This window comes from Methylocystis sp. (assembly GCF_050246715.1).
GTDB lineage: Bacteria > Pseudomonadota > Alphaproteobacteria > Rhizobiales > Beijerinckiaceae > Methylocystis.
The window spans coordinates 23075-36453 of record NZ_JBFWVN010000037.1 but is presented as its reverse complement, the minus strand read 5'-3'; the positions used below and the strand labels follow the sequence as shown (position 1 = coordinate 36453).

Annotated in this window: 11 protein-coding genes and 1 pseudogene; 3 read left to right on the top strand and 9 right to left on the bottom strand. The window is 63.9% G+C overall.

Going from position 1 to position 13379, the window contains the following annotated elements:
- A pseudogene (locus AB7I51_RS12315) lies at positions 1-113 on the top strand (IS5/IS1182 family transposase); the annotation flags it as partial.
- 106 nt (positions 114-219) lie between these two features.
- On the opposite strand, the gene tolB reads toward AB7I51_RS12315, so the two are convergent.
- The 6 genes from tolB to AB7I51_RS12285 form a co-directional block, all read right to left on the bottom strand.
- Positions 220-1539, bottom strand: coding sequence for a Tol-Pal system beta propeller repeat protein TolB (gene tolB / locus AB7I51_RS12310; protein ID WP_428403895.1), 1320 nt, complete (start codon positions 1537-1539; stop codon positions 220-222).
- A gap of 229 nt (positions 1540-1768) precedes the next feature.
- The gene (locus AB7I51_RS12305; protein WP_428403894.1) at positions 1769-2908 is read right to left on the bottom strand and encodes a cell envelope biogenesis protein TolA; all 1140 of its coding nucleotides are present in this window, start codon (positions 2906-2908) and stop codon (positions 1769-1771) included.
- A gap of 11 nt (positions 2909-2919) precedes the next feature.
- Positions 2920-3369, bottom strand: coding sequence for an ExbD/TolR family protein (locus tag AB7I51_RS12300; protein ID WP_428403893.1), 450 nt, complete (start codon positions 3367-3369; stop codon positions 2920-2922).
- A 9-nt stretch (positions 3370-3378) separates the two neighbouring features.
- Complete coding sequence (tolQ, locus tag AB7I51_RS12295) at positions 3379-4122, bottom strand: protein TolQ (protein ID WP_428403892.1); 744 nt, start codon at positions 4120-4122, stop codon at positions 3379-3381.
- A 234-nt stretch (positions 4123-4356) separates the two neighbouring features.
- Entirely contained in the window at positions 4357-5325 is a 969-nt protein-coding gene (haoB, locus tag AB7I51_RS12290; RefSeq protein WP_428403891.1) for a hydroxylamine oxidation protein HaoB, read from the bottom strand.
- Between the two features lie 271 nt (positions 5326-5596).
- Positions 5597-7306, bottom strand: coding sequence for a multiheme c-type cytochrome (locus AB7I51_RS12285; RefSeq protein WP_428403890.1), 1710 nt, complete (start codon positions 7304-7306; stop codon positions 5597-5599).
- Positions 7307-7442: 136 nt separating this feature from the next.
- On the opposite strand from AB7I51_RS12285, the gene AB7I51_RS12280 reads away from it, so the two are divergent.
- Positions 7443-8189, top strand: a complete 747-nt coding sequence (locus tag AB7I51_RS12280; RefSeq protein ID WP_428403889.1) for a metallophosphoesterase — start codon at positions 7443-7445, stop codon at positions 8187-8189.
- A gap of 4 nt (positions 8190-8193) precedes the next feature.
- Here AB7I51_RS12280 and AB7I51_RS12275 read toward each other — a convergent pair whose 3' ends face one another.
- Positions 8194-8574, bottom strand: coding sequence for a YraN family protein (locus tag AB7I51_RS12275; RefSeq protein ID WP_428403896.1), 381 nt, complete (start codon positions 8572-8574; stop codon positions 8194-8196).
- A 162-nt stretch (positions 8575-8736) separates the two neighbouring features.
- Entirely contained in the window at positions 8737-9651 is a 915-nt protein-coding gene (rsmI, locus tag AB7I51_RS12270; RefSeq protein ID WP_428403888.1) for a 16S rRNA (cytidine(1402)-2'-O)-methyltransferase, read from the bottom strand.
- A 201-nt stretch (positions 9652-9852) separates the two neighbouring features.
- Here rsmI and AB7I51_RS12265 point away from each other — a divergent pair, with 201 nt between their 5' ends.
- On the top strand, positions 9853-11079 hold the full coding sequence (locus tag AB7I51_RS12265; RefSeq protein ID WP_428403887.1) for a penicillin-binding protein activator: 1227 nt from the start codon (positions 9853-9855) through the stop codon (positions 11077-11079).
- Between the two features lie 78 nt (positions 11080-11157).
- Here AB7I51_RS12265 and glyS read toward each other — a convergent pair whose 3' ends face one another.
- A complete protein-coding gene (gene glyS / locus AB7I51_RS12260) occupies positions 11158-13335 on the bottom strand; it encodes a glycine--tRNA ligase subunit beta (protein ID WP_428403886.1) in 2178 nt (725 codons plus the stop codon).
- Positions 13336-13379: the final 44 nt, after the last annotated feature.

The window sequence follows — 13379 nt, the reverse complement described above, 5'->3', positions numbered from 1 at the left end:
ATTTCTTTTGCAAGCTCAAGCAATTTCGGGCCATCGCAACGCGCTACGACAAAACCGCTCGAAATTTTCTCGCCGCGATCCACCTCTCCGCAGCTATCGTCTGGCTCAATTGATGACAGGCCCTAGTATACGTGCATCGAATGCCATTGAAGCTGAATTTTGGAACGCCGACCAAAGGAAGTGGACGTAGGGAACAAAACAGCCGGACAATACTCGTCCTCAATCCTGCAGCGGGCCCCAGGCGGGATCGCTCGCATAGCTCGGCGTCGGCACTTGGACCTCGGATTGACCGAAGACGTCGACCATGTAGATTTTCGGTCCGCCGCCGCCGCCGGAGTCTCGAAAGAACATCAGGAAGAGGCCGTTCGGCGCCCAGGTCGGGCCTTCATTGTGAAAGCCTTCGGTGAGAATGCGTTCGCCGGAGCCGTCGGTCTTCATCACGCCGATCGCGAAATTGCCGCCGTTCTGCTTGGTGAAGGCGATGTAATCGCCCTTTGGCGACCACACCGGCGTCGAATAGCGGCCGCCGCCAAACGAGATGCGTTTCGCGTCGCCGCCCTGCGCGCCCATGATGTAAATCTGCTGCGAGCCGCCGCGATCGCTCTCGAAGACGATGCGCGCGCCATCCGGAGAGTAGCACGGCGCCGTGTCGATCGCGGCCGTGTCGGTCAAACGCATCGTCGTGCGCGAGCGGATATCCATCGTATAGAGATTCGTCGTCGAGCCCTGTGACAGCGACATGATGATTTTCTGCCCGTCGGGCGAGAATCGCGGCGAGAACGTCATGCCGGGAAAATTGCCGACGACTTCACGCTGGCTGTTTTCGATATTCATCAACAGGACTTTCGGATCGCCGTCGGCGCCGAAGGACATGTAGGTGACGTCAAGCGAATTGGGCGAAATTCGCGGCGTGACGACGAGTTCGTCGCCGCGCGTCAGATAGCGCACATTAGCGCCGTCCTGATCCATCATGGCGAGGCGCTTGCGGCGCCGGTTTTTCGAGCCCGTTTCGTCGACGAAGACGACGCGCGTGTCGAAGAAGCCTTTTTCGCCGGTGATCCGGGTGAAGACGGCGTCGGAGAGGAGATGCGCGACTCGCCGCATATTGGCGGCTTCGGTCACATATTGCTGGCCGGCGACCTGTTCGCCCGTCGTCACGTCGAAGAGTCGGAACTCGGTTTTGAGCCTGCCGTCGCCGGCGCGTTGCGAACGCCCGGTCAGAACGAATTGCGCGTTGACGGATTTGAAGGCGGCGAGATAGGGCGCTGCGTCGGGCGGCGCGGCGTTCGCCGGCAGCGCTGAAGGCTCGATCGGATTGAGGAACACCGAGCGCTTGAAATTATTCAGCGTCACCGAAGTCACGGTGCGCGCGGCTTCGTCGCCGACGAAAGGCGCGACGGCGATATTGATCGGCTGAAAGCCGCCGCCCTTGAGATCGATGATGCGTCCAGCGCGCGCCAATGCGGCGGGAAGGAAGGGGGCGAACGCCGCACCGGCGATAAGGCCGGCGGCGCCGCGTCGGGTGATGCTGTGTGTCATGGGCGAAATCTTTCCAGCATCGCCGTGAAGAAACCGTAACGCGTCGCGGCGATGGGCGTTGTCGGAGGGAGCGTCATTGCCCCCTCCTTGTCCCTCCCCCGCGTCGCTTCGCGCGCGGAAGAGGGGACTCTAACGATCGGCGTTAGCGCAATGGCGGCAAAGCGCGGAAACCTCTTTCTTTCCCGCGTCAGCGGCGGAGGGTTGGGGAGGGGGCGGATGCAGCCGGTCACTAATTCGCATCCTGGAAGCGGATCGTGACCTCGCGCAGCGCCTCTTCATAATAGGGCATGAACTCGGGCGGAATCCGCATCGGGCTGCAGCGGCGCACCGCCTGCATCGCCTGTTCGCCGCGGGCGTGTTCAGTCGGGGTCGCTGAAGCGTTCAGCAGTTTGGGATGGCCATCGAGGGCGCCGTCGCGCGACAGATGGAACTCCACGATCGGCGTATAGGTCTGCCTGCCCAGCGACAAGGCGGAGGCCCAGCAAGGGTAATAGTGATCGTGGATGTAGGCGGCGATGCGCGCTTCCATCGAGGCCGACATTTTGGCGGCCGCCCCGGTCGGCGCGCCGGCCGCCGCCGTCTGCATGGCTCGGCCGGTCGCGGCCTTGCGCTGCGGCGCTTCGCGACTGAGCAATTTGGAAATGCTGGCGGCGTCGAATTTCGTTTTTGGCGGAGCCTCGTCGCCCGATTTCGGTTTCGATTGCTTGACCGCCTTTTCCGCCAATTCGCCGATTGTCGGTTCAGGCTTAAGCTTTTCTGGCGGCTTCTTGCTTGCGAGGAGCTTCGCCACTTCGTCCAGCTTGAGCCGATCCTTCGGTTTCTCCGAATGCGCCGCATCCTTTGCCGAATTGTCCGCCTTGGCCGGCGGCTTCGGCTTCACGACTTCAGCTTCTTCCGGCTCCTTTTCGGCCGCCTTTTTGTTCGGTTCCGGCGCCGCGGCTTTAGGCTTGGACGGTTTCGGCTCGGGCTGTTTTTCCTCAGGCTTAGGTTGCGGCTCCGGCTTCGGCGGCTGGGCGGCGACGCGCTTTGGCGGGGTCGGCTCGGCCTCGTCGGCGGAGGGCTGCGGCAGCGGACGCGCGGGCGGGAGTGGCGTCGCAACGTCCTTTTTGGCTTCTGCGAGCGGCGGTTCCGGCTTCGCCTCGGCTTCGGGCGCAACCTTGTCGACGCGCGGCGTCGGCTTGATCTCGCGCGCGGTCTTCTCGCCCTTCATGATCTGGTTGAGATCGCTGTCGGTGACGAGGTCGATCGCAACCATCTCCGCCGCATCGTCAAACCTCTTGTCGGAAAAGAGGACAAGCGCCGCCAGAAGCAATCCGGCGTGGATTGCCGAGGAGAGCGGAAGACCGGGTTCGGAGCGCGAAATTTTCATTTCCGCTCAGCTCACTTCTTCTCCTGCTCCGTCACCAGCGCGACCTTCTTGTAGCCCGCGCTCGTGACGAGCGACATCACCTCCGCCACGCGGCCGTAATTCACCGCCTTCGAGCCGCGGACATAGATGCGTTCGTCAAATCCCTGCTTGGCGGCTTCCTTCAGCCTGTCGAGCAATTGCGTCGTCTCGACCGGCTGATCCATTAGAAAGACCTGTCCCTTTTCGTCGATCGCGATCGAGACCGGCTTCTGGTCGATGTTGAGCGCGCCGGCCTTCGTCTGCGGCAGATCGACGGCGACGCCGGTCGCGAGGAGCGGCGCCGCCACCATGAAGATGATGAGCAGCACCAGCATCACGTCGATGAACGGCGTCATGTTGATTTCAGCCATGGCGCCGTAACGCGGCACGCCACGCCGCCGCCTGCCGCCCTTGCGTCCCGGAGCCGAGAGGGAAGCGCCCATGCCCGCTCCTTACGCTGCGCGGTCGCGGTTCGACGAGGCCGCGTGCTGGTCGATCTGCCGCGACAGGATCGCCGAGAACTCATCGGCGAAGCTTTCCATCCGCGCCTGCGCCTTGGCGACGTCGCCCTGCATCTTGTTGTAGGCGATGAGCGCCGGGATGGCGGCGAAGAGGCCGATGGCGGTGGCGAGCAGCGCTTCGGCGATGCCCGGCGCGACGACGGCGAGCGAGGTGTTCTTCGAGGCCGCGATCGAGCGAAACGACGTCATGATGCCCCAGACCGTGCCGAAGAGGCCGACGAAGGGGCCGGCGGACGCCACGGTCGCGAGCACCAGCAGATTGGATTCAAGCTTCTCCACTTCGCGCGCGATGGAGACGTCGAGCACTTTCTCGATGCGCGCCTGCAGGCCCATGAAGGAGGCGCTGGCGCCCGCCTGGAAGGAGCGCTTCCATTCCCGCATCGCCGCGACGAAAAGCGTTGCCATGCCGGTCTGCGGCCGCTCGGAAAGCTTGCCGTAAAGCTCCTCGAGCGAATTGCCCGACCAGAAATTTTCCTCGAAACGATCCATGGACCGGCGCAAGCGCGCAAAAAGCAGCGTCTTGTCGATGATGATCGCCCAGCACCACACCGAGGCGGCGAGCAGCCCGAGCATGACGGCTTTGACGACGATGTGCGCGCCCCAGAACATGGTCCAGATCGTGATGTCGGCGGCGGGAGCGGCGAGGGGAGCCGCGGCGATCTCGGCTGGATTCATGATTTGTCCTTGAGTCGGCTGGCGCTCTATGGCGACTTCGGCTGCGACGCCCGGTCTATCGCCCGCAATTTCGCCATTTGTGGGGCTGCGGTGCGGCGCACAACAAACCATAGCGGGGAGGCGTTAACAAGCCGTAAGGGTTAAGAAGACCGCCCAATTGGGAAATCCCGCGCTATTCGCACTCATGCCGGCATCAGGCAATCTTCACACGCTTCGGCGCTGCGCCAGTTGCGCCTAATCGTCGAGCCGCCAAATCCACCAGCCCTTGTGTTGATAGACGAGGGAAAACCGCGTCGGCGGCGCGGGCAGGGAGGTGGAGAACGGCAGCAGCCGCGCGATCAGCCGGTCGCCGTCGCTCTTTTGTGCAAAATAATGCAGCCGCGTCGCGCCGCTGATCGGTTCGACGGCGAAGCCGCCTTCGATCTTCTCGTCGCGCAGCCATTGCTGCGCGGATTTGATCAGCCCGTGCGAGACGCCGGTCGCGGCGAAATCCTTATGGGCGATCGAGAGCTTTTGCGGCTTTGCTACGGCGAGCCGCCACACGTCAGAGATGCGCACGGCGACATAGGCTGGCTTGCCGTCAGCAAGCTTCTTCATGGAGTCGGCGGCGCGCGCCTCGTCAGTGTCGAGCAGCGCGTCGATGAAGCGGGTAAAGCTCTCCGTTGAGGCGACCGGAGCGCCTGCGCCCCAGCGCGCGCGTTCCGGCGCCGTGGCGGCTGACCAGGCGGCCGGCGTGAGAAGGCCGCGCGCCTGGGCGTCGTCGAGCGGCGCGGCGCGGCTGGCGACCAATCGTATCGCGCGCGAAAAATCCCACCAGGCGAGCACGACCGCGTCCTGCGGGACATTTTCGCGGATCGCGGCGAGAACCTTCGTCGCGTCCTCCGCCGTAACGTCGGAGAAAAAGATCGGCTCGGTAACTTCATTGCGCCACCTCAGCGGCGTCAGCCGGCCTGCCTCATCGCGCGCGATGATGCCGATCGCGAGAGGACGGCGCTCGTCCTTCGCCGATATCTCGATTTGTTGGAGCCGATCGGCGCTAAGCCCAAAGCCGTCGGCCTCCTTCACCGCTTCCGGCGAGACCGGCGCGAGCCGCGTCTCAAAAGGAACGGTCGGATTGAGGCCCGCGTAAATCGCCCAGCCGAGCAGGGCAAAGCCGAAAACGATGAGCGCGACGCCGGCGATGAGCCGAATGCGGGGAATCATGCGAGCCTAACTATCAGAGTTCCGATTGCTCCCGCACCCGAATGTCATTCCCGCGAAAGCGGGAATCCAGAGCAACAGCCGGTTCTATCGCAGAAGGCCCCTGGATTCCCGATCGCGCTTCGCGCGTCGGGAATGACATTGCGGGTTCTCCGCGATAACAGCGTCGTCATTGCGAGGAGCGAAGCGACGAAGCAATCTAGAGCGTCTTCGTCACGCTGGATTACTTCCCGCTGCGCTGCGCTCCCGGTCGCAATGACGGCGGCAAGATTGATTACACGTCCTTGCGACCGCGCCGCATCAGCAGGCCGGCGCCGGCAAGCATCGCCAGCAGACCCAGGCCGCCCGCGAAAGCGCGGCGCGTCGGCGAATTAAGATCGAGATCGCCGCGCTTCTGCCCGGCGATGCGCTTCAGCTCGGCGCGAATCTCCGCCGCTTCGCGCAGCTTCGTATCCTCGTCGTTGATTTTCGCCGCCGCGCCGATGAGCTGCGACCAGCCCTCGGTATAGGTGTAGCCGCCGGGGTTCATATGCGCGAGCCCCTTGTAATGCTTGATCTGATGATGCTCCCACATGTCGGCGAAGACATATTCGATGGCGCTCGGATTATTGCCCTTGTGCCAGAACAGCTGGAAGAACCCGCCCGCGTCGTCCTTCTCCGGCGGCGGCGGCGCCGGGCGGTTCGTCGTCTGACCCGGCAGAAGCTTGTCGTTGTATAGTTTGACGAGAACGCTGCGCGCCTTTTCGGTAATGTCGAGGCCGGAGATGATCCCCTTGTCCATGTCGTCGAGATAGGCGCGGGCGAAACTGTCGGAGTGACAGTTCGAGCAGGTCGACACCCATGACTCCTTACGCTGCGTGAACCAGGGATGATTTAAATTCTCGGCGATCTTCGGCATCGGCACGAAGGCCCAGCGCGCCTTGCGCACCATATTGTGCGTGAACTTGCCCTGATACTCCATGTGGCAGAAGGCGCAGGTCGGGGCGTTCATATGGCCCTTCTCCATCGTGTCGGCGAGACGGACGTTCCAGTCCCATTTGTCGCCGCGCGTCTGATAGATCGTGCCGTGCTTTGAGAGCATGTAGCCTTCGAATTCATTATGATCGACGCCGTTGTGGCAAATCGCGCAGGCCTGCGGCTTGCGCGCTTCGACCGCCGAGAATTCATGGCGCGTATGGCAGGAGTTACATGTCGTCTGCGGCGTGTGACAGAAGGTGCAGCCTTCCGCGACTTCGCGCTGCTCCATCGCCGCCCACACCGCGTTCTCGACATTGGCCTTCATCGACAGCGCGTGTGACGGATGGCCGGGCTTCCATTGGTCCTGCGGCCAGGTGAAAGTGTCGCGCTCGGATTCGCGTTCGGCGAATTGCTGCACATGGCATTGGCCGCAGGCGGCGGCGTCGGGCATTTTCAATTCGGTCTGGTGCTGGCCGTGATCCTTGCCGACGCCCATGTGACAGTCGATGCAGCCGACCTCCTTTAAATTCTCGCCGGCCTTGAGCGTCCCCATCGAACGGAGGTTGTTCTCGACCTCCGCGATCATCGCTTTTTTATAGGCGCGCGCATCCGAGTCGGGGAGATTGCGGATCGAATCGAGATTGCCATGCACGCTGCCCTTCCAGCTATGAGTCCAGCCGGGCGTGACTTGGCTATGGCATTCGACGCAGTCGCCGCGCTTGGCGTCGATCTCGATCGACTGCGGCGGCTTATAGAAATCATGCGGATTGAGATATTTCGAGATCGGGATCGGCTCCCAATATTTCGAGAACGACCCTTTGCCGGCGCCTTGCGATTCGTCGTAATAGCGCTTTGTCAGCGCGTCGTAGAGCTCTTTGGGCGAGGCTGTCTTCGCGAGACCCAGCGCTTTGAAGGTTTCATCCGGCGTGTCGGCAAAGGCTGGCGCGCCAGCGGCGAAGCTCAGCGCGAGCGCCAGGATCGGCGCAAGGCGGGCCGCGCAATCGAAAACCTTCTTGAAATACGGCATGTTTCCTCGCCCCTTCTATGCCTGGCTGCATTCTCGGCTCCGGCGCGACGAGTGGGAAGGACCACAGACGCCGCCGTCGATGAGGCCACGCCTTCCGCTCGTCAATGCGCGCCGTGACAATAAATGAAGTGAAGCCATGACGATTCGTTCCTTCTCCTCCGCCTTACGGACCGCCGATGCGCCGCCCGGCATGCGCCTTTACGCGATCGGCGACATTCACGGCCGCGCCGATCTTCTGCACGCGCTCGCCGAAGCGATTGCTGAGGATGTCGCGGCGCGCCCTTGCCGACAGGCGGTCACGATTTTCGTCGGGGATTATATCGACCGCGGGCTTGGCTCCAACGGCGTTTTGAAGCGCTTGTCCTCGGGGGATTTCCCGACGCCGATCGTCGCGCTGCGCGGCAATCACGAAGACGCGCTGCTGCGCTTTCTCGACGACGCGGAATCGCTCGACGACTGGGTCGACAATGGCGCGCTGACGACGTTGCATTCCTATGGCGTCGACGCCGGCGCGGAAGTGGCGATTGGCGGCGCCTCGCGGGTCCGGGTGAAATTTCTCGCGCATTTCCCTAAAGAACATCGCCGCTTCATCGAAGAAACCAGGCTTTGGGCGGAATATGGCGGCTATTTCTTCTGTCATGCCGGCGTGCGGCGGAGCCACCTGCTACATCTGCAGAACCCGCATGATCTGATGTGGATTCGCGAGGGGTTTCTCGACGACGAGCGCTCTTTCGGCAAGGTGATCGTGCATGGCCACACGCCGCATCGCGACGTCGAGGATTTGCCGAATAGGATCAATCTCGACACTCAGGCGTTCAAGACCGGCGTGCTGACCGCGGTGGCGCTGGAGGGCTTCGAGCGGCGGTTTATTCAGACCGCGTGACGCGTCAGCCGACGCGAAGCTTGAAGGCGTTTTCGAGATGGCGGGGCAGTCGGCCCGGCGCGAGAAAAATCGCGTCGGCGCGCAGCGTGTAACTCATCGCCCAGGGGTTCGCCGCGAGCCAGCGGCTCACGGCCTGCGAGAAGCGCCGCTGCTTTTGCGGCGTGATGGCGATGAATGCGTCATCGAGATCGCCGCGCGCTTTCACTTCGACGAAGACGATGGCGCGGCCGCGCCGCGCGACGATGTCGATCTCGCCGCCATGCGCGCGAAAATTGCGCGCGAGAATTTGATAGAGCCGCGCCCGCAGCCACAGCGTCGCCAACGTCTCGGCGCGAAGGCCGTAGACATAGGCGGCGCGGCGGGAGGGGTCTTTTGTCTCGCTCATCATGAAACAGGGGTGATCACTGTGCCCCCTCCCTGTCCCTCCCCCGCTGCGCGGGAGAGGGGACCCTAACGACGCAGATTGCGCAGTTTCATCACAGGGACCCGAGTCGGACTCCCTCTCCCGCGAAGCGGGGGAGGCTTGGGGAGGGGGCGCAAGCTTATCTTACTTCCCCCGCCCAGCCGCGAGCTCCAGCGCCCGCGCATAGACCTGCCGGCGCGGCTGGCCGGTCGCGGCGGACACGACGCTCGCCGCGTCCTTCAGCGAATGCGCGGTCAGCGCCTCTTCGATCTTGGCGTCGAGGTCAGCGGCCGAGGCTTGCGCCGCGTCCGTGCCCGGCGGGGCGACCAGCAGAACTATTTCGCCTTTCGGCGGCTCCTCTTCGGCGAGCGCAGCGGCAAGTTCGTCGAGCGGCCCGCGACGCACCGACTCGTACATCTTAGTCAGTTCGCGCGCGATCGCGGCGTCGCGTTTGCCGAGCACCGCCGCGCAGTCGGCGAGCGTCTCGAGCAATCGCCGCGGGCTTTCGAAAAACACCAGCGTGCCGGGAATATGCGCGAGTTCGGCGAGCCGCGCCCGGCGCGGACCGCTCTTGTGGGGCAGAAAGCCCTCGAAGAAGAAGCGGTCGGTCGGCAGTCCTGCGACAACCAGCGCCGCCAGCACTGCAGAAGGGCCGGGCACCGACGTGACATGCACGCCTTTCTCCAGCGCTTCCTGAACCAGCCGAAAGCCAGGGTCGGAGACGAGCGGCGTGCCGGCGTCGGAGACGAGCGCGAGCTTCGCGCCGGCCTCGAGCCGCGCCAGAAGATGCGGGCGAATGACCCTGGCGTTATGCTCGTGATAGGCGACGAGCGGCGTCGAAATCCCGTAATGGGCGAGCAGGGTCTTGGTGACCCGCGTATCCTCGGCGACCACGGCGTCCGCCGCCGCGAGCGTGGACAGCGCTCGAAAGGAAATATCCTTCAGATTGCCGATCGGCGTCGCGACAAGGTGAAGTCCTGGCTCGATCCGTTCCGCTTCGGCGCGCAGGCCGAAGGCGGCATAGCTCGCGGCGGGCGGGGGAGAGGCCTCGATGGTCATGCGCGTCGCTCTTTTTCGTTCTTTATAAGATACACAATGTTCGATTAACAGGACAAGTTCAAACTACGCATAGCATGCGCTTCAAGACGCCCCTGGCCGCAATTCTTCCAAATGGCCCATCTATTGACATTCCGCCAGGGACTCGGACCTTAGCGCAGATGAGCCGCGCCATGGCGAAAGCCTTCGGCGCAGGGAGATATGATGCCGACATTGTCTTCTCACGGGCGCGCCGGCGCGCCCAGGCGCCGGGCCGTGATGAAACATGCCGCGCTTCTGGGCCTCGCGGCGCTGCTTGCCGGCTGCAATCCGATCAGCGGACCCTGGTCGTCCGGCAGGCGCGACCTGAAGTTGAGCGCCTCGACCCAGACCGGGCCGGCGGAAGGCGAGACCATCGGAACCGGCGCGGTGAAAATTGCGCTGATTGTGCCTTTGACGGGGCCGTCGGGCCCGTCCTCGGTCGGCGGATCGCTGTTGAACGCCGCCAAGCTCGCTTACGCCGACAGCGGCGAGAATGACGTGACGATCCTCGTCAAGGACGACCGCTCGACGCCGTCGGGCGCGGCGGCGGCGACCCAGACGGCGATCAATGAGGGCGCGGAGATCATTCTCGGTCCGGTGTTCGGCGCCGGCGTCAAGGAGGCCGGCCGCGTGGCGCGCGCCGCCAACAAGCCGATGATCGCCTTCTCCACCGACTCATCGGCCGCCGGCCGCGGCAGCTATCTCTTGTCCTTCGCGGTCGAGGGCTATGTCGATCGCGGCGTCAGTTACGCCTCGCAGCACGGCAAGAAGTCGATCGCCGCGCTCGTTCCCGAAAACGACTATGGCACGCTGGCGATGGCGCAGTTCCAGCAGAGCGCCGCGACTTACGGCATCCGCGTGCCGGTGATCGAGCGCTACAAGCCGGGCGCGCCGGGCGAGTCGGTGAAGCGTCTCGCCGCCGCGCGCGATCAGTTTGACGCGCTGTTCATTCCCGAACAGGCCGAAGCGATGTCCGCCGTGTCGAAGGAGCTCGTGGCGAACGGGATCGACTCGAAGAAGGTGCAGATTTTCGGCACGGGTCTCTGGAACGACGCGCGCACGCTCAATCTGCCGGCGCTGCAGGGCGCCTGGTTCACCGCGCCGGAGAACGCCGGCTTCAACGCCTTCGCACAGCGCTACAAGGCGAAATATGGCTCCGACCCGGCGCGGGTGGCGACGCTCGCCTATGACGCGGTGTCGCTCGCCATCGCGCTGTCGCGCTCGCAGGGCTCTCAGCGCTATTCGGAAAGCGTGCTGACCAATCCGTCCGGCTTCAACGGCGCCGACGGCGTCTTCCGCTTCAAGCCGGAGGGCGTCAATGAGCGCGGGCTTTCGGTGCTGGAGATCGGCGGCGGCACGGCGAAAATCATCTCGCCGGCGCCGCGCAATTTCACCGGCAACGGGGCGTAGGTTGGGCGACGCCATGAAATAACTGAACCGGGGTTGGCGAGCCTCCTGGCTCGCATGGTTGCGCCCTATGGGGGAGGGTTACGCCGTAGCCGTTTCGCCCGCGATCTTGCCGAAATCGGCGACGCCCATCATCACCCGGCGCAGTTCGGCCAAGAGGCGCAGGCGGTTCAGGCGCAGATCGGCGTTCTCCGCATTGACCGTCACATCGTCGAAGAAGGCGTCGACCGGCGCGCGCAGTTTCGACAGCGCGCGCATGGCGCCGGCGAAATCTTCCGTCTTGAGATGCTCGGCGGTCTCTTCGCGGGCGCGGGCGATCGCGGCGGCGAGCTTATGCTCCTGCGGTTCGATCCGAAGATTTGGCGCGTGGCGATGCGCATAGGCGTCCGGCCCGTCCTTCTTCTCCTCGATCTTGAGAATATTGACGGCGCGGCGGAAGCCGGCGAGCAGGTTCTTGCCGTCGTCGGTTGCAAGGAATTTGTCGAGCGCCTCGACCTTGCGGGTGATCATGAGCAGATCGTCCTGTAGCGGCGCGCTCGCAGCTTCTTCCTTCTCGGAATCTGCGAAAGCGACGGCGCCAAGCGCCGCATCTATCAGATCGTATCGCGCCCCCTTGTCGCGCAAGTAGACCTTCAGGCGATCGATGAAAAATTCGAGGAGGTCCGTGGCCGCGTCATGCCCGGACTTGTTCCGGCCATCCACGCCGTCACGTTGCGCGTGGATGGCCGGGACAAGCCCGGCCATGACGCCGTGGAGCGGCAACCGAAGCTCATTCTCCAGCACGAGCCTGATCACGCCCAACGCCGCCCTGCGCAGCGCGTAAGGGTCCTTGCTGCCTGTCGGCTTTTCGTCGATCGCCCAGAAGCCGACGAGCGTGTCGAGCTTGTCGGCGAGCGCCACGGCGATCGATACCGGATCGGTCGGGATGCGGTCGTTCGGGCCCTGCGGCTTGTAATGTTCTTCGATCGCCGAGGCGGCGCTTGCGTCCTCGCCTTGCGCGGTCGCGTAATAGCGGCCCATCAGCCCCTGCAGTTCGGGAAACTCTCCAACCATTTCGGAAACGAGATCGGCCTTGCAGAGCGTCGCCGCGCGTTCGGCGAGAAAGGCGTCGGCGCCGACGATTGGCGCAAGCGCCTTCGCCAGCGCTGCGATGCGCTTCACCCGCTCGCCCTGCGTACCGAGCTTTTCGTGAAAGACGATTGAATCGAGCTTCGGCAGCCGCTCTTCGAGCTTCGTCTTGAGATCGGTCTCGTAGAAGAATTTCGCGTCAGACAGTCGCGCCGCGATGACGCGCTCATTGCCGGCGACGACTGTCGCGCCGCCGTCGCTGGCTTCGATGTTAGAGACGAGGATGAAGCGGTTCGTGAGCTCCCCGTCCTTGCGCAGCACGAAGCATTTCTGATTCACGCGGATCGTCGCGCGGATCACTTCCGGCGGAATGACAAGAAAACTCTCGTCGAATTTCCCCATCAGCGTCACGGGCCATTCGACGAGTCCCGCGACTTCTTCGAGCAGTCCCGCGTCCTCGACCAGCTCCAGCCCCTGCGCGAAGGCGAGGTCCTTCGCGTCGTGCAGAATGATGTCGCGCCGGCGCGCCGGATCGATGACGACCATCGCGTGTTCGAGCGCCAGCGCGTAATCATCGAAGCGCTTCACCTGGATCGCGTAGGGCGCCATGAAGCGATGGCCGTAGGTCACATTGCCCGACGCAACGCCGTCGACCTCGAACACCACGACGTCGGGCGTTTCAGTCTCGGGCCCGAAGGTCGCGACGATCGAATGGAGCGGACGCACCCAGCGCAGCGACTCCGTGCGCTCGGACGCCGCGCCCCAGCGCATCGATTTCGGCCAGGGAAAGTTTTTGACGATCTGCGGAAGAATGTCGGCCAGCACGTCGATGGTTTGCGCGCCGGCGCGTTCGATGACCGCGAGATAGAATTCAGCGCCCTTCTTGTCCTTCTCGATCCTCGCCTGATCGAGCGAGGCAAGTCCGGCGCTCTTCAGAAAGCCGGCAATCGCCGCCTCCGGCGCGCCGACGCGCGGTCCTTTGCGTTCTTCGCGCACATCCGGCTGGCGCGACGGCAGGCCGACGACCTGCAGCGCGAGACGACGCGGCGTGACGTAAGCGGCCGCGCCCTCATAGGTCAGTCCGCGATCGACGAGCGCAATGGTGACAAGCCGCTTGAGGTCGTCAGCCGCCTGCCGCTGCATGCGCGCCGGAATTTCTTCGGAGAAAAGTTCGAGAAGGAGATCGGACATTAGGTTCGCTAGGTCTTCGCCTCATTGTCCTCCCGCAGCTTGCA